General features: G+C 72.4%; 18 protein-coding genes and 1 tRNA gene. 14 read left to right on the top strand and 5 right to left on the bottom strand.

What is annotated here, in order from left to right; translation table 11 throughout:
- Window positions 1–134 precede the first annotated feature (134 nt).
- Window positions 135–731: a TetR/AcrR family transcriptional regulator gene (locus KGD83_RS19675; protein WP_212640582.1), complete on the bottom strand. Its 597-nt coding sequence runs from the start codon at window positions 729–731 to the stop codon at window positions 135–137.
- 163 nt (window positions 732–894) lie between these two features.
- Here KGD83_RS19675 and KGD83_RS19670 point away from each other — a divergent pair, with 163 nt between their 5' ends.
- From KGD83_RS19670 to KGD83_RS19655, 4 genes are all read left to right on the top strand, one after another.
- Entirely contained in the window at window positions 895–1,260 is a 366-nt protein-coding gene (locus KGD83_RS19670; protein WP_212640581.1) for a VOC family protein, read from the top strand.
- Between the two features lie 155 nt (window positions 1,261–1,415).
- Window positions 1,416–2,096, top strand: a complete 681-nt coding sequence (locus KGD83_RS19665) for a phosphoribosyltransferase (protein ID WP_212644507.1) — start codon at window positions 1,416–1,418, stop codon at window positions 2,094–2,096.
- Between the two features lie 84 nt (window positions 2,097–2,180).
- Window positions 2,181–2,840 carry a dienelactone hydrolase family protein gene (locus KGD83_RS19660; protein ID WP_212640580.1) on the top strand — a complete coding sequence of 220 codons (660 nt, stop codon included), beginning with the start codon at window positions 2,181–2,183 and terminating at the stop codon, window positions 2,838–2,840.
- Window positions 2,837–4,135: an erythromycin esterase family protein gene (locus KGD83_RS19655; RefSeq protein WP_212640579.1), complete on the top strand. Its 1,299-nt coding sequence runs from the start codon at window positions 2,837–2,839 to the stop codon at window positions 4,133–4,135. The genes KGD83_RS19660 and KGD83_RS19655 overlap by 4 nt, the downstream gene beginning before the upstream one ends.
- A 270-nt stretch (window positions 4,136–4,405) precedes the next feature.
- Here the strand turns inward: KGD83_RS19655 and KGD83_RS19650 are convergent, their stop codons facing one another.
- Complete coding sequence (locus tag KGD83_RS19650; protein ID WP_212640578.1) at window positions 4,406–4,738, bottom strand: hypothetical protein; 333 nt, start codon at window positions 4,736–4,738, stop codon at window positions 4,406–4,408.
- A 27-nt stretch (window positions 4,739–4,765) separates the two neighbouring features.
- Here KGD83_RS19650 and KGD83_RS19645 point away from each other — a divergent pair, with 27 nt between their 5' ends.
- The 6 genes from KGD83_RS19645 (at window position 4,766) to KGD83_RS19620 (ending at window position 11,115) form a co-directional block, all read left to right on the top strand.
- The gene (locus tag KGD83_RS19645; RefSeq protein ID WP_212640577.1) at window positions 4,766–5,470 is read left to right on the top strand and encodes a hypothetical protein; all 705 of its coding nucleotides are present in this window, start codon (window positions 4,766–4,768) and stop codon (window positions 5,468–5,470) included.
- A gap of 112 nt (window positions 5,471–5,582) precedes the next feature.
- A tRNA-Pro gene (locus KGD83_RS19640) sits at window positions 5,583–5,656 on the top strand.
- A gap of 584 nt (window positions 5,657–6,240) precedes the next feature.
- Window positions 6,241–7,689, top strand: a complete 1,449-nt coding sequence (locus KGD83_RS19635) for a GntP family permease (RefSeq protein WP_212640576.1) — start codon at window positions 6,241–6,243, stop codon at window positions 7,687–7,689.
- 345 nt (window positions 7,690–8,034) lie between these two features.
- A complete protein-coding gene (locus tag KGD83_RS19630; RefSeq protein ID WP_212640575.1) occupies window positions 8,035–9,210 on the top strand; it encodes a CaiB/BaiF CoA transferase family protein in 1,176 nt (391 codons plus the stop codon).
- Entirely contained in the window at window positions 9,210–10,079 is an 870-nt protein-coding gene (locus KGD83_RS19625; protein ID WP_212640574.1) for an HpcH/HpaI aldolase/citrate lyase family protein, read from the top strand. Before KGD83_RS19630 ends, KGD83_RS19625 begins: the two co-directional genes overlap by 1 nt.
- A 16-nt stretch (window positions 10,080–10,095) precedes the next feature.
- Window positions 10,096–11,115 (top strand): LysR substrate-binding domain-containing protein, encoded by a 1,020-nt coding sequence (locus tag KGD83_RS19620; protein ID WP_212640573.1) that lies wholly within the window; start codon window positions 10,096–10,098, stop codon window positions 11,113–11,115.
- A gap of 39 nt (window positions 11,116–11,154) precedes the next feature.
- Here the strand turns inward: KGD83_RS19620 and KGD83_RS19615 are convergent, their stop codons facing one another.
- Genes KGD83_RS19615 through KGD83_RS19605 form a run of 3 tightly spaced genes read right to left on the bottom strand, consistent with a single transcriptional unit; the run spans window position 11,155 to window position 13,791 of the window.
- The gene (locus KGD83_RS19615; protein ID WP_212640572.1) at window positions 11,155–11,988 is read right to left on the bottom strand and encodes an ABC transporter ATP-binding protein; all 834 of its coding nucleotides are present in this window, start codon (window positions 11,986–11,988) and stop codon (window positions 11,155–11,157) included.
- Between the two features lie 2 nt (window positions 11,989–11,990).
- Window positions 11,991–13,022, bottom strand: coding sequence for an ABC transporter substrate-binding protein (locus KGD83_RS19610; protein WP_212640571.1), 1,032 nt, complete (start codon window positions 13,020–13,022; stop codon window positions 11,991–11,993).
- Between the two features lie 25 nt (window positions 13,023–13,047).
- Entirely contained in the window at window positions 13,048–13,791 is a 744-nt protein-coding gene (locus KGD83_RS19605; RefSeq protein ID WP_249351959.1) for an ABC transporter permease, read from the bottom strand.
- 605 nt (window positions 13,792–14,396) lie between these two features.
- On the opposite strand from KGD83_RS19605, the gene KGD83_RS19600 reads away from it, so the two are divergent.
- The 4 genes from KGD83_RS19600 (at window position 14,397) to KGD83_RS19585 (ending at window position 20,738) form a co-directional block, all read left to right on the top strand.
- Complete coding sequence (locus KGD83_RS19600) at window positions 14,397–15,149, top strand: cupin domain-containing protein (protein WP_212640569.1); 753 nt, start codon at window positions 14,397–14,399, stop codon at window positions 15,147–15,149.
- Window positions 15,150–15,517: 368 nt separating this feature from the next.
- Complete coding sequence (locus tag KGD83_RS19595) at window positions 15,518–18,511, top strand: family 16 glycoside hydrolase (protein ID WP_212640568.1); 2,994 nt, start codon at window positions 15,518–15,520, stop codon at window positions 18,509–18,511.
- A gap of 229 nt (window positions 18,512–18,740) precedes the next feature.
- Window positions 18,741–19,307 carry a type I-E CRISPR-associated protein Cas6/Cse3/CasE gene (locus KGD83_RS19590; RefSeq protein WP_212644506.1) on the top strand — a complete coding sequence of 189 codons (567 nt, stop codon included), beginning with the start codon at window positions 18,741–18,743 and terminating at the stop codon, window positions 19,305–19,307.
- Between the two features lie 582 nt (window positions 19,308–19,889).
- Entirely contained in the window at window positions 19,890–20,738 is an 849-nt protein-coding gene (locus KGD83_RS19585; RefSeq protein ID WP_212640567.1) for a SigB/SigF/SigG family RNA polymerase sigma factor, read from the top strand.
- Window positions 20,739–20,747 lie beyond the last annotated feature (9 nt).

The raw sequence follows: 20,747 nt of genomic DNA, 5'->3' as shown, positions 1-20,747 counted from the left end.
TGAGAGCGCGCGGAGCGACGTGTGGAGAGGTGTACGGCGAACGCGCGGCAGCACCGGCGCCGAGCCGCGGGGGTCGCGCGGGCACACGGGGTCGGGGGCGGAGGGAGGGGCGGGAAGGGCGGGGGGAGCGCGGGTCAGGGGCGGAGCGCCCCGATCCCGGTGGAGGCGATGCCCTCCAGCACCGCCCTCCCGGCGCCCGACTGGGCCGCGACCCTCATCCCGGAGATGAGCGAGACCACGTACCAGGCCAGGTCGCCGGGGTCGCGGTCGGCGGCGACCGAGCCGTCGAGCTGGCCGTCCATGACGGTCAGGCGCAGTGAGGACAGGCGTTTGTGCAGGTCGGCCTCCACCACCTGGGCGACTTCCGGGTTGCGCGAGGCGATCGTGGTGATGGTGTTGACGGTGAAGCATCCTGCTCCGCGGCCGCTCTCCCGGTTGGCCGCCTCGTCGGCCACGATCACGGCGAGCAGCGCCCCGATCCGGTCCAGCCCGCTGCCCTCCGCGGAGTCCAGCACGGTCCCCTGGCGCGCGGTCACGGTGGTGACGTAGTGGGAGAGCGCCCGGCGGAACAGGTGCTCCTTGGAGTGGAAGGTGTTGTAGAGGCTGCTGCGGGTCAGTCCGGTCGCCTGGCACAGGTCGGCCGTGGAGGTCCCGTCGAAGCCCTTGGACCGGAACTCCTCGTAGACGGCCCGGATCACGTGCTCCTCGTCGAACTGGCGTGGTCTGCCCATGCTTCAAACGGTACCACTTTATGGACTGAGCGTCACAAAAATCGAGGGCGGAACCGGGGTGCCGACCGGCGCCGCGGGGTCTCCCGGAGTCGCGGGTCCGCGTCGTAGGGTGGCCGTGCGGTCCGCGGCCGCGGACCGCACGGCCCATCGAGGGGACCGCCACGTGCGCCTGGTCTGGGTACTCGACACCAACGACCTCCACGCCGCCGCCGACTTCTGGTGCGCCGTGCTGGGCTTCGAGCGCGAGGAGGGCCAGCACCCGGTCTACCTCGCCCTGAAGGACCCGGGCGGGCGCTGGCCCAACCTGGTCCTCCAGAAGGTGCCCGAGCCCCGTTCCGGCAAGAACCGGATGCACCCTGACCTGGTCGTCCACGACCTGGACGCGGAGGTCGAGCGGGTGCGCGCGCTTGGCGCGCGGGTGCTGCGCCCGGCCTACGAGGAGGACGGGCACCTGCTGACGGTCCTGGCCGACCCCGAGGGCAACGAGTTCTGCGTCGTCGAGCGCCTCGACGGCACCCTGGACGGGTAGCGCCGGACCGGTCCCGGAGGGCCCGGCCGGTCCATGTGTGCGCCGAGGGCCCCGGGGTAGCGCTCACCACACGGCCCGCGCGCGCCGCCGAGCCGCGCGGACGCGGGCCGTCGCGCCACGGGATCCAGACGAAGCGACCGGGTGAGGTGGCACACGTGTTTCGGGACCGGCGAGAGGCGGGCGAGCGGCTGGCCCGCGCGGTGGCGGAGCGGGCGGGACCGCGCCCGCGCGTGCTGGCCCTGCCCCGGGGCGGGGTCCCCGTGGCCGAGCCCGTCGCCGAGGCCCTCGGCGTACCGCTGGACATCGTGGTCGCGCGCAAGATCCCCGCCCCCGGGAGCCCGGAGACGGCGATCGGCGCGACCACGGCCGAGGGTCCCGCTCTGTTCGACCAGAGGGCATTGGACCTGCTGGGCATCCCCGAGGGGCGCCTGGCCGACATGGTCGGGGCACAGCGGGCCGAGGCGCGGCGCAGGCTGCTGGCCTACCGCGGGGAGGCCCCCGAACCCGGGGCCGCCGGATACGACGTGGTGGTGGTCGACGACGGGCTGGCCACCGGACTGAGCGCCCGGGCGGCGCTGACCTCGGTGCTCGCCCGGCGCCCCGCGTCCCTGACGCTGGCCGTCCCCGTGGGCGCGCCCGAAGCCCTCCGCGCGCTCTCCGACGTCTGCGACCGGATCGTCTGCCTGGAGACGCCGCAGGACTTCGGCGCGGTCAGCCTCTGGTACGAGAGGTTCGCGCAGGTCACCGATGACGAGGTGCGCGGCCTGCTGGCGAGGCCTCCCCGAGGCCCCGGAGACTCCGGCGGCCCCGGCGGCGGCCCTCCCGGCCGCCCCTGACAGCCACCGGCCGCCGTGCACGCGGCGGCCGACACCGGGTCGGCGCACCGCACGGGAGCCCGGCCCCCACGAAGGGAGAGGACCATGACCGCTGTCGACGTGACGGTACGCACGCCGGACGCGCTACTCGACGGGCGGCTGGCCGTGTTCCCCGGGGCGACCGCGGTCGTGGCCTTCGCGCACGGCAGCGGAAGCTCACGCCACAGTCCGCGCAACCGGGCCGTAGCCGAGGAGCTCAACCGGGTCGGGGTCGCCACCCTCCTGCTGGACCTGCTCACCCCGGAGGAGGAACGCGCCGACAGCGCGACCGGGCGGCAGCGCTTCGACATCGACCTGCTCACCCGGCGGCTCACCGGAACCGTGGACTGGCTGGCCGCGCACGAGGACACCGCGGGCACGCCCATCGGCCTGTTCGGCGCCAGCACCGGCGCCGCCGCCGCGCTGAGGACCGCCGCCGAGCGCCCGGACCTGGTCGCCGCGGTCGTCTCGCGCGGCGGCCGCCCCGACCTCGCGGGCACCGAGGCGCTCCAGGTCGTGCGCGCCCCCACGCTGCTCATCGTCGGCGGCGCGGACACCGAGGTCCTGCGTCTCAACGAGGACGCGGCCGACCGGCTCAGCGCCCCGCACCGGATCCACGTCGTCCCCCGCGCCACCCACCTGTTCGAGGAACCGGGCGCGCTGGCGGAGGTGGCCGACGCCGCCTCCGGCTGGTTCGCGGGCATCCTGGGCGAGGTGGAGCGATGAGCGGCGGAACCCTCCCGGACGCCTTCCCGCGGCTGACCGGACCGAGGTCGCTGGACCCGCTCGTGGAGCGGATCGGCGACGCGCGTTACGTGCTGCTGGGCGAGGCCTCTCACGGCACCGCCGAGTTCTACCGCTGGCGGGCGGAACTGACCCGGCGGCTGATCGAGGAGGCGGGCTTCTCCTTCGTCGCGGTGGAGGGCGACTGGCCCGACTTCCAGCAGCTGCACTGCGGCGTCGTGGGCGCGCAGGGGGCGCCCGAGGACCCGAAGGAGATCCTGGAGGGCTTCCGCAGGTGGCCGCAGTGGATGTGGGCCAACACCGAGGTGCTGGAGTTCGCCCGGTGGCTGCGCGGACACAACCTGGGGCTCGCGCCTGAGCGGCGCGCCGGGTTCTTCGGCCTGGACGTCTACAGCCTGTGGGAGTCGCTGTACGCGGTGCTGGGGTGGCTGCGCGAGAACATGCCCGAGCAGGTGGAACCGGCCCTGAACGCCTACCGCTGCTTCCAGCCCTACGGCGAGGACCCCCAGGCCTACGCACGAGCGACGCGGCTGGTGCCCGAGAGCTGCGAGGCGGAGGTCGTGCGCCTGCTGGCCGGACTGCGCGCCCGGGCGGGGGAGGCCTCCGCCGCCGAGGACCTGGCCGAGTTCGCCGCGCGCCAGAACGCCGAGGTGCTCGCGGACGCCGAGCAGTACTACCGGGCGCTGGTGCGCGGCGGCCCCGAGTCGTGGAACGTCCGCGACCACCACATGGCCGATACGCTCGACCGGCTCATGGAGTACCACGGGCCCGGTGCCAAGGCCGTCGTGTGGGAGCACAACACCCATGTCGGCGACGCGCGCGCCACCGACATGGCCACCGCGGGCATGGTCAACGTGGGGCAGCTGGTGCGCGAACGCCACGGCGACGAGGGCGTGGTCCTCGTCGGCTTCGGCACCTACGAGGGCCGGGTCATGGCCGCCCGGGCGTGGGGGGAGACCCCCGAGCCGATGCCGGTGCCCGCCGCGCGCCACGGGAGCGTGGAGGCGCTGCTGCACCAGTCGTTCGAGGGGGAGACGGGCCTGCTGATCCTGACCGGCGACGGCGCGGCCGATCCGTTCGCGGGCGAGGTCCTGCCGCACCGCGCCGTCGGCGTCATCTACCACCCCGGACGCGACGGGCTGCGCAACTACGTCCCGACCGTGCTGGGGGAGCGCTACGACGCCTTCGTGTTCGTCGACCGCACCCGCGCGCTCACGCCCCTGCACGAGGTCGAGGAGGACTCGGGCGAGGAGGAGACCTGGCCCGGCGGCCGGTGACGCGTACCGGCTGCCCCTGACACGCGCGTGGATTCCGGCCGCTTGCACGGATTCCATCCGTGTGCGCGCATTACAGCCTTGTGCATGGTTTCCGTCTGAGTGCAAGGATTATGGATTTATGTCTGGAACCGGGCGGGTAGGCGGGCGGCACCGGACGCCCCTGCCGTCCGGGTCGCGTCCGCTGCTAGGTTGTCCGCGGACATGACCGACGGTGCGGCCGCGCCGACACGGCCGCAGCGTGTGGGCCGACGACGCGCACGTCTACGTGCGCTACGTCCGCGGCGAGGTTCCCGAGGGCGCCGAACCCGGCGCGGACGGGGAACCGGTGGAGCGGACCACGGCGGTGCTCGACATCGCGACCGGCGAGGTCACCGGCGAGCACACCGCGCTCCAGCCGGACGGGTGGGGCGGTCTCGTCGCGATGACCCCCGAGGCGCGGATCGGGCTCGTCCGGACGGGGCCCGGCGGCTCGCTCACGCTGAGCGCCAGGGCCCTGGGCGGCGGAGAGGAGCTGTGGTCGCGCGCGCTGACGGAGGCCGACGAGGGCCGGGCCTGCCGCAACGAGGACCCCGGCGGTACGGCGACCTCCTGGTCACCCTGCACGGGTGCGCTCCCGAGCGGCAGAGCAGGTTGGGGGACCACTCGGACTACGAGGGCTTCTCCGACCTCTTCTCGGGTGAGGACCGGGTGGAGGTCGCGGTCACGGCGGTGGACCTCACCACCGGGGAGGAGACCTGGCGCCACACCTGGGACGCCGAACCGGGGCGGACGGCCCCCGAGCCGGTCGGAGGCGGTTACCCGGGCGGAGAGGGTGATCCGGTGGTCGCGCTGGAACAGTACGACGCCGATCCGGTCCTGCGCGTGCTCGACGCGGCAACCGGGGAGCGGATCGACGTCCTCCCCGACATCGTGGCGGACGAGGACTGGGGCGGGGACGAGGACTACGAACCGGAGAGCGTGGTGCGGGCCGGCACCACGGGCGGCGTGCTTCACGAGGACCTGCGCGGCGGTTCGCTGTTCCACCGCGTGGACGCCTCCGGCGGCATCACCGCGACGGCCGACCCGGGCGACCTCCTCAGCGGGCTCGCGAGCATGGAGAACGTGGTCGCTCTGGAGGAGGCGGTGGTCGTCCCGCGCGTGCCGCCCACCGCCTGGGGCGACGAGAGGGTGGTCGGGGTGGCGGTCGCGCCCTTCGGCCGTTCGGTGTCCCGGGACACGTCGCGGTGGATCGTCCCCGAGGGCCGGGTGCTGGTCGACGTGCTCGCGGCCCCGGGAGCGGTGGTCGTGCACACGGGCGACGACGAGGAGTCCCTCGTGGAGGGGCTGGTGTCCTGAGCGGGGCCCTCCGGACCCGGCGTCCGCGGCCCGGTATCCGGTTCGAGAGCCCTGCCGGATGCGATACAGTTTCACCTGTTGGCGGCGCCGGGAGCGGCGTTCGCGCAGCGGACGGGACGTAGCGCAGTTTGGCAGCGCACTTGACTGGGGGTCAAGGGGTCGTGGGTTCAAATCCCGCCGTCCCGACAGAGGAATAGCAGGTCAGCGAGGGGTCCACCATCAGGTGGGCCCCTTTCTGCGTCTCCGGTGGGGTGGAAGTGGGGCTGTAACCGGGGCGTGCGGCCCGTCAGCCCACGTCGTCGGGGAGGCCGTCGGCCTCCCGTGCCGTCGCCCGCCCGCCGCCCCCGTTCGCGCGGGGCACCGCCGCCCGCCTCCGGAGCCATCGACGCGGCTCGCCGTACCGGGCGCTCGCCCAGGTATAAGCCCTGCTTATGAGCCCCATGGGGACGGGCCCCTACCAGGCGGCCCCGACTTCGTGTTGCATGGTCAGGTCTGTGGCGCGGACCACAGGGCGACGCGTCCACCCGCCGCCGCGCGGCGCAGCGCCGTTCGCGGCCCTCCGCGGGACGTCCCGCCCGCGATACGGCACCGGCGCACGTCGGGGGCGGACCCGCTCACGCCGTTCAAGTGCGGATGTGCGAGCGTTTCCGCCAAGGAGGCCGCGCTTTCGCGCGGCCTCAGGCGGTGGAGGGACCGGACCGGTCGCGGTCCGCCTCAGTGACCCAGAGCCTGACACCGCCCCCCATCAGGTATGAACGGAAAAGAGCCAGATGACTGACACCTTGGTCGTGGCGCACACGGCGATAGCGATTATCGGCGTGGTGCTGCTGATCCTGGCCGCCCGCGTCGAGCCGGTGATCGCACTCGTGATCGGGTCGATCTACCTGGGACTCGCGGCCGGGCTGGGGTTCGAGAAGACCATCTCGACCATCGCCCAGGGCTTCGGCGACATCATGACCGAAGTCGGGCTGCTCATCGGATTCGGCGTCCTCCTCGGGTCGCTGCTGTTCCGCATGGGCGCCCTGCAGAAACTGGTGGAGCTGCTGCTGAGACTGCTCGGCCCCAAGCGGCTCCCCTACGCGCTCGCCTCCGTGCTGAGCACGGTCTTCCCGTCCATCTACGTGGACGTGCAGCTCGTGCTCGCCGCCCCGCTGGCCCGCTCCGCCGCGCCCGGCCTGGGCCGCAACGGCGTCGGCATGATGGGCGGCGCGCTCAGCACCGGCATCCTCGTCGGCTACGTGTTCGTGATCCCCGGTCTGGGAACCGTGTCGATCGCCGGTCTGCTGGGCGTCCCGCTCGGCACGATGCTCCTCTACGGCTTCGGGGTCGGACTGGCCACGGCGGTGCTCACCGTGTTCCTCTACGGGCTCCTGCTGAAGGTCGGGTTCTGGAACCCCGACAAGGACGAGACCGCCCCGGCGGCGGTCGGCGACCGCGAGCCCGCCGGTGCCGTGCAGCCCGCGGGCGCCGCCCCCGGCGGCAGCGGCAGCGGCGGAACCGGTGGAGTCGGCGACGGCGGTGGCGGCGACGGCACGGCGAAGGTCCCCGAGACGGCACCGCGGACCCCGCCGCTCTACGTCTCCCTGCTGCCCATCCTCATCCCGCTGGTCATGATCGCCGCCGGGGCGATCGCCGAGGCCGCGGGCGTGGCGTCTCCCGTGATCGCCTTCTTCGGCGACCCGGTGCTGGCGCTCTTCGTGGGCCTGCTCGGCGCCTACCTGCTGTCGCGGGGCGTGCTGGGCAACGCGCGCACCAACGACGCGCTGGGCGAGGGACTCAACACCACCGGGCAGATCCTGCTGGTCACCGGTGTCGGCGGTTCGCTGGGCGCGGTGATCGGCGAGACGGCCCTCGAAGGGGTCCTGGGCGGCCTGTTCTCGGCCGACGCGGGCACGCCGACGCTCGTGGCGGTGCTGCTGGCCTGGCTGGTGGCGGCCGTGCTGCACGTGGCCATCGGCTCGATCTCCGTCGCCGCCATCGCGGCCGCGGGCATCCTCGCCCCGATCATGGGCAGCCTGGACCTGCCGCCCGCGGTCCTTGGGCTGTCCATCGGCGCGGGCGCCCTGTTCGCGCTCCACGTGAACAGCAACTTCTTCTGGATGTTCCAGTCGCTGCTCGGCGTGACCACCCGGGGCACGCTCAAGGCGCTGACCTTCGTGACCTCACTGGCCTCGGTGGTCTCGCTGGTCATCGTCGTGGGCATCAGCCTCGTCGTCTAGGGAGTGTTCCGCGGAGGCCTTCGGAGCAGCGAGCGGCCGTCCGGGCGATCTCCCGCAAGACGGTTCGCGCGGGTCGGCCGTTGGCCTTGCAAGCGGAACCGGCGCAGCGGGAGGCGGCCCGGTGCTCGCGGAGGTACCGGAGCCGAAGGCCCTCCGTCGAGGGCGGCGGAGGGCGACGGGCTGGACCGAAATGCTCCGAGGAACACGACCCAGCCGGGACGACCGCCGCGAGCCGCGGCCACCGTCCCTACGGGTCGCCGCGCACGCGGCGGCCCGCGGGGACGCGGCTCGCGGCACCCCCGCACGCGTGGCGCGCCCGACCTTCACACACACAGGAGAGAAACCATGCAGCCGCTTCGCGGTGTAACCGTCGTGTCCCTGGAGCAGGCCATCGCCGCTCCCTACGCCAGCCGCCACCTGGCCGACATGGGAGCCCGCGTCATCAAGGTCGAGCGCCCCGGCACGGGCGACTTCGCCCGCGGCTACGACTCCCGCGTCAACGGTATGAGCTCGCACTTCGTGTGGGTCAACCGCAACAAGGAGTCCCTGACGCTGGACATCAAGGACCCGCGCGGCAACGAGGTGCTGCGCCGGCTGCTGGCCCGCGCCGACGTCTTCATCCAGAACCTGGCGCCCGGGGCCGCGGCCCGCGCCGGGCTGGGAGCCGCCGAGCTGCACGCGCGCCACCCCGAACTCATCGTCTGCGACATCTCCGGCTACGGTTCCCCCGGCCCCTACGAGACGATGAAGGCCTACGACCTGCTGGTGCAGAGCGAGTCGGGGCTGCTGTCGGTGACGGGCAGCGGAGAGGAGATGGCCAAGGTCGGCATCTCGGTCTCCGACATCGCCGCGGGCATGTACGCCTACAGCTCGATCCTGGGCGCTCTGCTCGAACGCGCACGCACCGGGAAGGGCGTCCACCTGGACGTGTCGATGCTGGAGGCCACCGCCGAGTGGATGGGCTTCCCGCTCTACTACGCATACGACGGCCAGGAACCGCCGACGCGCGCCGGCGCGGCGCACGCCACGATCTACCCCTACGGCCCCTTCGTCGCGCGCGACGGGCAGGTGGTCCTGATGGCGATCCAGAACGAGCGCGAATGGCGCGCGTTCTGCGAGCGCTTCCTGGAGCGCCCCGCGCTCGCCGAGGACCCCGACTACGCCACCAACGCCGCCCGCAGCGCCAACCGCGACACGCTCAGGGCCGTCATCGCCCGGCGCTTCGCCGAACTGGACGGTGACGAGGCCACCTCCCTGCTCGCCGACGTCCCGGTCGCCTACGCCCGGGTGAACAGCCTCGCCGACGTGTGGAACCACCCGCAGCTCGCCGCGCGCGGGCGCTGGCACCAGGTGGACACGCCGACGGGGCGGGTCCCGGCGCTGGCGCCGCCAGGACCGCGCGACCCGGCCCCCCGCATGGACCCGGTTCCCGGTCTCGGCGAGCACACCGACGCCATCCTCGGCGAACTGGGGATGACGGCCGAGGAGACCGGCGAGCTGCGGTCGGGCGGGGTGGTCTGATGGCGCCGCCGCGGACGAACGCCGCGCGCGCGGACGCGCTCGCCTCGGCCGTCACCTGGCTGTTCGTGCCCGCGTCCCGACCCGACCGGTTCGCCAAGGCGGTGCTCAGCGGCGCCGACGCCGTCATCGTCGACCTGGAGGACGCCGTCCCGGCCGACGGCAAGGACGCCGCGCGCGAAGCCCTGCGGGCCGGGTGGCCGAGCGTCGCCGACTCCCGTCCCCCCTCCGGCCGCGCCCCCGCCGTGGCCGTGCGCGTCAACGCGCGCACCACCTCCGAGTTCGCCGCCGACACGCGGCTGTGCCGTGAGCTGGCGCCGGACGCCGTCGTCCTGTCCAAGGCCGAGTCCGGTGACGACGTGCGCGCCGCGGCCGAGGCGAGCGGGGCACCGGTACTGCCGCTGATCGAGTCCGCCCGCGGGCTGGTGGAGCTCTCCGGCATCGCGAGCCGCACCGAGACGGTCCGGCTGCTGTTCGGCGGGATCGACCTGGCCCTGGACCTGGGCACCGCCGACGACGCCGCGCTGGACCCGTCGCGGAGCGACCTGGTGCGCTGGTCGGCGGCGTGCTCGCTGCCGCCGCCGGTCGAGGGCGTCACCACGGACGTGCGCGACGGCGCGGCCGCGGCACGCGACGCCGCCCGCGCCCGCCGCTGGGGGTTCGGCGGCAAGCTGTGCGTGCACCCCGCCCAGGTAGCGCCGGTGGACACCGCCTTCGCCCCCGACGCCGCCGAGCTGGAATGGGCGCGCGGGGTACTCGCCGCGGGGGACGGGGGCGCCGTGCGGCGCGGCGGTGAGATGATCGACCGGCCGGTCGTGGAACGCGCCCGCCGACTGCTGCGGCGCGCCGGGGGGAGGGACCGGACCGTGTAGGCCGAGGGGACAGCCAGTGGACATCGCCCAGTTGCGGGACTTCATCGCGGTCATCGACAGCGGGAGCTTCACCCGCGCCGCCTCGGTGCTGTTCGTCTCGCAGCCCGCGGTCAGCCAGCGGATGAGGCAGCTGGAGGGCGAACTGGGCGTGCGGCTCGTGCAGCGCGGCCCACGCGGGGTGGTGCCCACACCGGCGGGGCGGACCCTGTACCGGGACGCCCAGCAGCTCATCCGCCGGTTCGACCAGATCGCCGAGGACGTGGCCAAGGAGCCCCGGGCCATCCGCGGTCCGGTGGCCGTCGGGCTGCCCACCGCGGCCGCCGTCCACCTCGCTCCGGCGCTGTTCTCCTGGACGAAACGGCACTACCCCGGCGTCCGCCTGCGGCTGTTCGAGTCGGTGAGCGGGTACATCCAGGAGCTGCTCACGGTCGGGCGGATGGACCTTGCCGTCCTGTACCGCGACGACGCGGCGCCCCGACCGGCCGAGACGCCGCTGTACTCCGAGGAGCTGTACCTGGTCGGGCGCTCGGACGCCGAGGAGCCGCCCGCGGGCGGCCGGGCCGCCGGGCCCGCCCCGGTCGGCCCGGCCGCGGCCGGCACCGCGGCTTACGGGGACATCAGCCTGGCCGACATGCTCCGGGTGCCGCTGGTCGCCCCTGGAGCACGCAGCAACCTGCGCGTGCTCATCGACCGCGTCTTCACCGAACACGGCGCGGTGCCCACGATCGCCGCCGACGTGGAGTCCCTGGGCACGATGGTGCGCATCGCCGAGAGCGGGGAGGCCTGCGCCCTGCTCCCGCTGTCCAGCGTCGAGGCGTTGCGCAGCGCCCCCGACCTCGTGGTGCGGCGGGTCGTGGACCCCGTGATCGAACGCCACATCGCCGTGTGCGCCGGTTCGGACTACTACGAGCCGCGGGACGCGGTGTCCGTCGTCCGGCACGGCATCGTGCAGGTGACGACCCGGCTCGCCGAGCAGGGGGCCTGGCCGGGGATCCGCCTGGCGGCCCGGACCGAACCGCGCGCCGGCCGGCCCTGACCGACCGCGTCCGCGCGCGGCTCCGGGCACCGTACGGGCTCAGTCGGCGGTGGCGGTGGAGCCCAGCAGCTCGCGGACGCGTCCGGCGATCCTGTGGAACTCGGGGTTCTCCAACGTGGGCTCGTACTCACGGCGGCCCGGGATGCCGATGGTGAACTCCTCGATGACGCGTCCGGGGCGCGGCCCCATCACGACGGCACGGGTGGCGAGGTAGACGGCCTCGGCCACGGAGTGCGTCACCAGCACGACGGTCATGCCGGTGGCCTCCCAGATGCGGCGCAGTTCGACGTTCATGTTCTCCCTTGTCAGCGCGTCCAGCGCGCCGAAGGGTTCGTCCATGAGAAGGACGTCCGGTTCGTGGAGCAGGGCTCTGCACAGGGAGACGCGCTGTTGCATGCCGCCCGAGAGTTCGAAGGGCATGGCCTTCTCGAAGCCGGTCAGGCCGGTCATCTCGATGAGTTCGTCGGCCCGTCGACGGGACCACGCCTTGGGAAGTCCGCGCATCTCGGCCTGGAACAGGATGTTGTCGCGGGCGTTGCGCCATTCCAGGAGCGCGGCGCGCTGGAAGACGAAACCGACGTCGCGTCGGGGCCCCTCCACCGGGGTGCCGCGCAACGTCACCCCGCCCGCGCTCGTCGCGGTGAGTCCGGCGATCACCCGCAGCAGGGTCGACTTCCCGCAGCCGGAGGGCCCCGCGATGGTGAGGAACTCGCCGCGTTCGACGGTCAGGTCGATTCCGCTGAGGGCGTGCACCGTGCGCGCCCTGGTCCGGAAGGTGACGTCGACCCCGTGGATACCGACCATCGGGCCCCCGGGTTCCGGGGAGCCCGCGCCCGCCTCTTCCGGCGTGCTGTCCGCTGCCCTGGCGAACATGCTCACCGCTCCTCCGCCGTGAACGAGGCGTCGAAGTAGGCGCTCGTCTCCTTGGCCTCCTCGACCAGCCCGGCCTCGGCCAGCACCTCGATGGTCTGGCGCCAGTCCTCCTCGGCGGTGACGCCCGGAGCCCGGCCCCGGGTGTTCTCCGTGTGCAGCAGCGGGATGGTCTCCTCCCACTGGTGGAGGAGCACCTCCGCGCTCGGCAGCTGCGGATCCCGGCCCTCCATGGCGGCGACCGCTTCCCCGGGCGCCTCCTGGGCGGCGCTGTAGGCCTGCGAGGTGGCGGCGACCATCCGCTCGACCAGATCGGGATCGTCCTCGATGGTGGAGGTGTGGGCGAGGAGGCCGTTGCTGAAGAAGTTCAGTCCGGCGTCGGTGTAGCGCAGGTAGCTGACCTCCTCGCCGCTCTCCTCGGCGAGCTTGGGCCCCTGGTCGTGCGCGAAGCCGATGAGGCCGTCGACCTGGCCCGACATCATCGCCGCGTTCTTGCCGGCGGCGTCGAGGTTCTGCTGTTCGACGTCGTCCTCGGTGAGTCCGACGGCCTCCAGGTACAGGGGAAAGGTGGTCGTGACCGCGTCACCTGCGGAGACCGCGATCGTCCTGCCCCTGAGATCCTCCGGTTCCGTGATGCCCGTTCCGGAGAACACCTGGACCGCCGAGGGCGTGGACTGGAGGAAGACGCCCACGGACCTGACGTCGACCCCCTGGTCGATGTTGGCCAGCAGCGCTGGTGCGTCGGCCCAACCGAAGTCGTAGCTCTGCTGGCCGACGGCCTGCACGGTCTTGCTGGAGCCCTGCCCGGCCTCGATCGTGAGCGAGATCCCGTGCTCCTCGAAGATCCCCTGCTCCACGCCGTAGTAGAAGGGGGCGTGCTCGCCGTAGGGGTACCAGTTGAGCTGCAACGTGACCTCGTCGCCGCCGCCGTCCGAGCCCCCTCCGCCTGAGCAGGCGACGAGGGAGAGGACGCCGCTCGCGGCGGCGAGTGCGGCCAGTACCGAACGCTTGGGAGGGGGGAACATGCGAGTGGCCATGGGAGTCCTTCGTGGCGAGGGGTGGTCAGCCTCGGTTGCGGCGCGACGCGTGCCAAGGGATGAGGAACGTCTCTGCGACCTGGATGACGGCGAAGAGCAGGACACCGAGGGCCGACATGATGAAGAGCGCGGCGAAGAGCATGGCGGTGTCGATGTTGCCGTTGGCCTGGAGGATCACGTATCCGAGGCCGGAGTTGGCGCCCACGAACTCGCCCACGACCGCGCCGGTGACCGCCAGTGTCGCCGCGACCTTGAGCCCGGACAGCAGCTCGGGCAGCGCCGCGGGGAAGCGGACCTTCCAGAAGGTCTTGATCCGGGACGCGCCCATGGTGGAGGTGAGTTCGAGGAGTTCGGGGTCGACGGAGCGCAGGCCGCTGATACCGGAGATGACCACGGGGAAGAAGGCCATGAGCACGGCCACGAAGATCTTCGGGCTGGCACCGAAGCCCAGCCAGACGACGAACAGCGGCGCGATCGCGATCTTCGGAATGACCTGCGCGAACAGGACGAGCGGGTAGAAGGTCCTCTCCACCGTGGGGGAGTAGACCATGAGCACGGCGACGACCACGCCGACCAGGGAGGCGATCACGAAGCCGACGACGGTCTCCACCGTGGTGACGACCGTGTGCGTCCACAGGTAGGCGGTGTTGTCAGCGAACGCTTCCCACGTGTCCGCGGGGGAGGGGAGAACGTAGGGCTCGACGAGCCCCCCGGTGGTGACGAGGAACCACGACAGCGCGAGCAGTGCGAGGAAAACGAGGGGGTACATCAGCCCGAACGAGCTGAGCGGACGGCGGATGCGGGACCTGCGGAACGTGTCTGGCGCTTGTGCCTGCGGTGCGCGGGGAGCTTGTTCTGCCTGTTGAGTCATGTCCGACCTGATATCCCTCGTAGGGAGTGGGCGGTGGCCTGGGCCAGAAAGCGCTTTCCGTCTCAGGGATGTTAAATACACCACAGCGGAGATGTCAACGCCCCTTTCGGGCGGGGTGGCGGGGCGCGGCGCACGCGGCCCGGGGCGGATGCGGCGGATTCCGGTGCGTCGTGGAAGGCCGTCGGTCGACGGTTCCAGGGGGTCCGCGGGGAAGGGCCGACGCGTGAACTCTTCGTGATGTGATGTTGACAACGTGTGGACGCGCACGTACTTTTGCCGCACAGAAAGCGCTTTCTTTCGAGCGATCGAGGGTCTGCCCATGAGTACACCGCCGTCCTGTCCCCACCGGCCGAGACTCTCGGGCGGCGCGGTCCTCGCCGCCGTCCCGGCGGTCTCCCGTCCCGCGTTCCCCCGTCCAACGGCACCGGACCCGCCCGCCGCCGCGCATGGAAGGCGGCGGTCCGATCTGCGGAGCGCCAGCGGAGCGGTGAAGGGACTCGGCGTTGAACGCGGGGCCTGAGGCCTCCGCCTCCGAGGCGCCGTCGCCGCCTGGCGGGATCGGCCTGTCCCGGCTGCGCGTCTACGACTGGCCGGCCGCCCAGGGCTCCGACGGCCTCTGCGGCGGCACCCCGCACATGCACCTGGCCTGCGCCGAGGCCTACGCGGTGGTCGGCGGATCGGGCGCTGTGCAGACCCTGACCACGGACGGCTTCGCCTCGACCCCGCTCGCCGAGGGCGACCTCGTGTGGTTCACACCCGGAACGGTGCACCGCCTCGTCAACGACGGAGGCCTGCGCATCATCGTCCTCATGCAGAACGCGGGCCTCCCCGAGGCGGGTGACGCCGTCCTCACCTTCCCCCCCGACGTGCTCTCCGACGCGCGGGCCTACGCGGAGGCGGTCTCCCTCGATCCGGCCGACCCCGAGCGCGCCGCCAGGGCCCGACGAGACCTCGCCCTCTCCGGCTTCGCCGAACTGCGACACCGCCTGGAAGCGGGTGACCGGTCCGCGATGACCGACTTCCACGTATCAGCCCTGCGTCTGGTCTCCGCGCGTCTGCCCGACTGGCGCACCCGGTTCGAACGGGGTCCGGCGGCGGAGGTCTCCCGCACGGCCGCCCACCTCGACGCGCTCGCCGGGGGCGACACCGCGCACCTGTCCTCCGCGGCGGTCTACCGGGGCGAACCGGGCCCGGCCTGGGGCATGTGCGGACGGCTCGACAAGTTCGGGGAGGGCGGGGTGTCCCGCCTCCTCTGAGAAACCCCGAATCCTCCGAACGACCCCCGCCACGACTCCCCGACAGAGAACCCACCGAACCCACCGAACCCCGAAGGGCCCTTTCCGGAAACCCTTGCCTCCCTCGGACCCCCGGCCTTCCCGGGATGCTCCCACGCCTCTTCCCCCCTCCACCGCTGGCAGCCGCTCTCCTTCCGAGTGAGAGCCCTACCCCCCTTCCCCCCGCCCCGGCCGATCCTCTCGCCGCCCCCACCCACGTCCGCCAGGCGCGGCGGTCCACCGTGCCCCGACCCCCGACTCGTACCGCGTCCGCGCGTGCGCCCGGCACGGGCCAGCGCCGACGCGCGCCGACGAAGACGACGACACCCAGTCACGCGAGGTGATAGTCCATGCCTGCTCGACCACGCGGTTACCTGGCCGCGGCCCTGGGGTCCACCCTGGCCGCCGGGTTGCTCCTCCCGGCGGGAACCGCCGCCGCCGATCCCGCCGACCTGCCGCCGCAGGAGCCCGGAGTCACGCTCCAGGTCTTCGACGTCGGTTTCGAACCGCAGGAGATCTGCACCCTGACCGAAGGGCAGACGCCCAACGTCGACGTCCTGCGTTCGGACGTGGACTGGGAGACCACCGAGGAATTCGGCGGTATCGCCAACAACTTCATGGCGCGCGTGACCGGGAACGTCCACGTGACCGAGGAAGGCCTCTACGACTTCCGGATCATCAGTGACGACGGGTCACGCCTGGACGTCAACGGCGAGGAGATCATCGAGAACGACCGGAGGCAGCCCCCGACCGCGGCCGACGGCTCGGTCGAGCTGACCGCTGGCGCGCACGCCCTGCGCATCGACTACTTCCAAGGGGCCTTCGACAAGGCGCTGCGCCTGGAGTGGAGACCACCCGGAACGGACGGGTTCGTCCTCGTTCCCGAGTCGGCGCTGACCACCGACGCCGACGTCACCCGTGTGACCGCGCCCGGCGTGAAGACGTGCACCGACGCCGACGACAGTCCCGGTGACGGGGCTCCGCTGGCCGGAGTGCACCCGAACTACACCCTGACCGACCTGCGGCCGGAGGGCTACGAGCCCATGGTCACCGGCATGGACTGGTTCGACGACGGCCGCATGGTCATCACCACCTGGGCGGGGCGCGAGAGCTTCGACGGCGCCGTGGAGATCGTCGACGGCACCGTGGGGGAGGGCGCCGGCTCCGGCACCACCACAACGGAGGTCGTCGCGACCGACATGAACGAGCCCCAAGGGGTGCTCGTCGACGACGGCGAGGTCATCGTCTCTGAGAAGCACCAGCTCAGCCGACTGGTCGACGAGGACGGCGACGGGTTCTACGAGGCCACCGAGGCCATCGCCACCTGGCCCTCCGGCGGGACCTACCACGAGTTCGCGTTCGGACTCCTGGCGGACGAGGACCACTACTACCTCAACCTGTCGGTGGCCATCACGCCCGGCGGCCGGACCACGGTGCCCCAGCACGTCGAGAACCGCGGCACCTCGGTGAAGATCGACAAGCGGACCGGCGAGGTGGAGTACGTCGCCGGGGGTCTGCGCACCCCGAACGGCATCGGCTGGGGCCCCGGGGGCGAGATCCTCGTGGCGGACAACCAGGGGGACTGGCTGCCTGCCTCCAAACTGGTCGAGATCGAACCGGACGCCTTCTACAACCACTACACCACCCCGGCGGGGCCCTTCGACGACCAGCCGGTCACCGAGCCGGTGCTGTGGCTGCCGCACAACGAGATCTCGAACTCGCCCACCAACCCGGTGCTGGTCGAGGAGGGTCCGTTCGCGGGGCAGATGGTGTTCGGCGACGTCACCTACGGCGGGATACAGCGGGCCTTCCTGGAGGAGGTCGACGGAAGGAAGCAGGGCGCGGTGTTCCGGATGACCCAGGGCCTGGAGTCCGGCGTCAGCCGGCTCGCCCTGGGCCCGGACGGCTCGTTCTACGTCGGCGGAATCGGCGGAGGCGGCAACTGGGAGCAGCCGGGCAAGCTCCCCTACGGCCTGCAGAAGCTGACGCCCACGTCCGAGGAGGCCATGGACATCGTGTCGATGCAGGTCACGGAGACCGGGTTCGACATCACCTACACCCAGCCGGTGGCCGACGACGTGGTCGAGAACGTCGGCGAGCGGTACGAGGTCGAGCAGTGGTCCTACACCCCGACCTCGCAGTACGGCGGACCCAAGCGCAACGAGGAGACCCTGGCCGTCACCGGTGCCTCGGTCTCCGACGACGGGCGCACGGTGAGCCTGGACATCGCCGGTCTGCGCGAGGACCGCGTCGTGCACGTGCGCTCTCCGAGACCGTTCGCCTCCGCGGACGGCACCGAGCTGTGGAGCACCGAGGCCTGGTACACCGTCCACTCCATCCCCGGCTACGTCGAGCCGCCCAACGGGACCGGCGTGTACGAGGCCGAGGACGGGACGCTGCGGGGCGGCGCGGACATCGACGACGAGCACCCCCACTTCACCGGCGAGGGCTACGTCGACGGCTTCGGCGGCGTCGGCGCCTCTCTGACTTGGGAGGTCGGGGTCGACGAGGCAGGGACCTACCCGGTGACCCTGCGCTACTCCAACGGCCCCGACCCGTTCGCCGGCACCAAGACGATCTCGCTCGCCGTCAACGGTGAGGACCGGGGGCAGATCGCGCTGGAGACGACCGGGACCTGGCAGACGTGGGCCGACCACGTCGAGCGGCTCGACCTCCGGGAGGGGACCAACACCATCACGCTCTCCGCCGACGAGGACGATGACCGCCACCTGAACTGGGACCACCTGCGGGTCCAGCAGGAGTCCTGCGTCCCGGCCGAGCCGGACGAGGGCTACCGCATGCTCTTCGACGGCACCGAGGAGAGCTTCGCCGACTGGGAGATGGTCGGGCCCGGCGGCTTCGTCACGCAGGCCGACTGCACCATGCGCTCCATCGGCGGGCTCGGCCTGATCACCCACCCGGAGGAGCTCACCGACTACAGCCTGACCCTGGACTGGAAGATGGGCGGCGACGACAACTCCGGCGTGCACATCGGCCTCCCCGACCCCGAGGGCGGCCCCGGAGTACGCAACCGCGCCTTCGAGGTGCAGATCGACGCCACGGACGAACCCGAGCTCACCACGGGAGCGATCTACGACTTCCAGGGGGCCGACATCGAGGCCAGGGACGAGGCGCTCAACCCGCCGGGGGAGTGGAACACCTACGAGATCGTGGTCGAGGAGCTCAACGTCACGGTCTACCTCAACGGCGTGCTGATCAACGAGTTCGACACCGAGGGCGCCCACCCCGACCGGGACCTGTCCTCGGGCCGTGTCGGATTGCAGAACCACCACACCGGTTCCGACGTCTGGTTCCGTAACGTGCAGGTGAGGGACCTGGACTGAGGCAGCCGTCGGTTCCACACGTCCTGAACCGATGAACCGCTCCCCGGGAGCCGGGCCGGGAAGACCGGTGCCGGCTGCCGGGGAGCGGCCCCGTGCGGACGGGCCGAGCCGGGGCACGATGCCTCGTACAGTGGGAACTCCGTTCCGGGCGGAGGCGATCCTCGACGGCCCGAGACCGAACACGAACACCGACCCCCGCCCCGGCGGGGACGCCCCGGAGGGGAACTCCTTGTACCTGTCCCGCATCAACCTCGACCCCAAGCGCAGCGCCCGGATGGACCAGTGGGCGGTCATGGGGCAGGCCGTGCGCAGAGCGGTCGATCCCGACCCCGAGTCCGACGCCCGCGTGCTGTGGGCGCGCACCTCGCCGAGCACGCTGGTGGTCAGCTCCGACACCGCCCCCGCCTGGGGCAAGGTCCCCGGCGCGACCTCCGCCGCGATCCACCCGATGCCGCGCTACTCCGAGGGCGAGACCGTCCGCTGGGAGCTCATCACGGCGCCCGCCGCGCCGCGCGGTGCCGGGGCCTCCGGCGAGGGGGCGCGCCCGCGCGGCAAGCGGGTCCCCCTCGCGGAGGAGGAGTTCGAGGGCTGGCTGGACGGCAAGCTCGCGGGCGCGCTGGACATCACCTCGGTGCGGTGGAAGCACCTGGGCGGCAGGCCCGCGCGGTACCACTTCACCGGTGAGGCCGTGGTGCACGACAGCGAGGCGCTCCAGGAGCTGTGCCTGGACGGCGTCGGCGCGGGCACGGCCACGGGGGCCGGGCTGCTCCTCGCCAGTCCGCTCGCCCCGAGGTAGACCCGGGCTCCCCGGACGCCCTGCGAACCCCCGGACCCCGCCGGTCCCGCACGCCCACCGCGTCCTCGAAGCACCGGTCCGGAGCCCCTCCCGGCGGGGCCCGGGGGCCCGCCCGCCGCCGTCCCCGGTGACGGAGGCGGGCGGGCCGGGCGTCTCGCGCACGTGTCGGACCACGTCCGTAGCCCGGAACCGTGCGACTGTGTATCCGACCGACGCGGACGCCTCAGACCGGGCGAGCGGGCCGCGGTGCCTCGGGAGCACTGGCGGCGGTGCCACGGGACGAATGGATATTCGTGTCGGATTTGATGTAATTTGACGATTTTTGCAAGATAATTGTCGTATTGCAACAAAAATTTGGATTCGTGGCTTTTGAAGCCGTTCCTGACGGAACCTAGTCTGTGCATCGCGGCTGTCCCGCCAGCCACAGGGCCACCGGCCCCGCGGGTCGCGCGCGGGTTCGCGCCGCCGGTGTCCTGCCCAGGCAGGTACATGAGCACACAGGACAGAGCACCGGGGGGTTTCCTCTTGTCCACGTCTCTCAACGAAACACACACGTCGACGACCGTCACCGACCGACTGCCCGTGATCCCCAGACCGCGCAGGCCGGTCGAGGACACCGTTCCCGACGACGCGGGGAACGAAGACGTCCGGGAGGCCGGGAAGGTCCGCCCCGAGGAGCTGATCTCCCAGCTGCGCGACCTCGCCGAGGACGACCCCAGGGCCGACGACCTGCGCGAACGGGTGGTCGTGCTCTACCAGCCCCTGATCAACAAGATCGCGCGCCGCTACGGGGGGCGCGGCGAGCCGCTGGAGGACCTGAAGCAGACCGCGATGGTGGGTCTGGTCAAGGCCGTGCGCGGCTACGACCCGGACCGCGGCAAGCCCTTCGTCTCCTACCTGCTGCCCACGGTGACGGGGGAGATCAAGCGGCACTTCCGTGACCACACCTGGGCGGTGCGGGTGCCGCGCCGCCACCAGGAGAACCGGGTGAGGCTGCGCCGGGTGACGGGGGAGTTCCAGCAGGAGCACGCGCGCACGCCCACGATCGCGGAGCTGGCCCACGAGATGGGGCTGCCCGAGGCCGAGGTCAGCGAGCTGGCGCAGGTCTCGGAGTCCTACCGGTCGCTGTCGCTGGACGCGCCCGACTCCTCCGACGCCGAGGGCCAGGAGGGCACGCGCCTGGAGGACCACCTGGGCTGTGAGGACACGGCATTGGACCGGGTGGTGGAGCGCGAGTCGCTCAGGCCCGCGCTGGCGCGGCTGCCCGCGCGGGAGCGGGAGATCCTGCGGTTGCGGTTCTTCGGGGACCACACCCAGTCCGAGATCGCGGACCGGTTGGGCTACTCGCAGATGCACGTGTCGCGGCTGCTGTCGGGGGTGCTGGAACAGCTGCGCGAGGAGGTCGGCGGGCACGCGCCCGGCCACGGCTGAGTCCGCGGC

Source organism: Nocardiopsis akebiae (genome assembly GCF_018316795.1).
Lineage (GTDB): Bacteria > Actinomycetota > Actinomycetes > Streptosporangiales > Streptosporangiaceae > Nocardiopsis > Nocardiopsis dassonvillei.
Note: the sequence above shows the minus strand (reverse complement) of the source record. Positions and strands in the feature narration are given on the sequence as shown.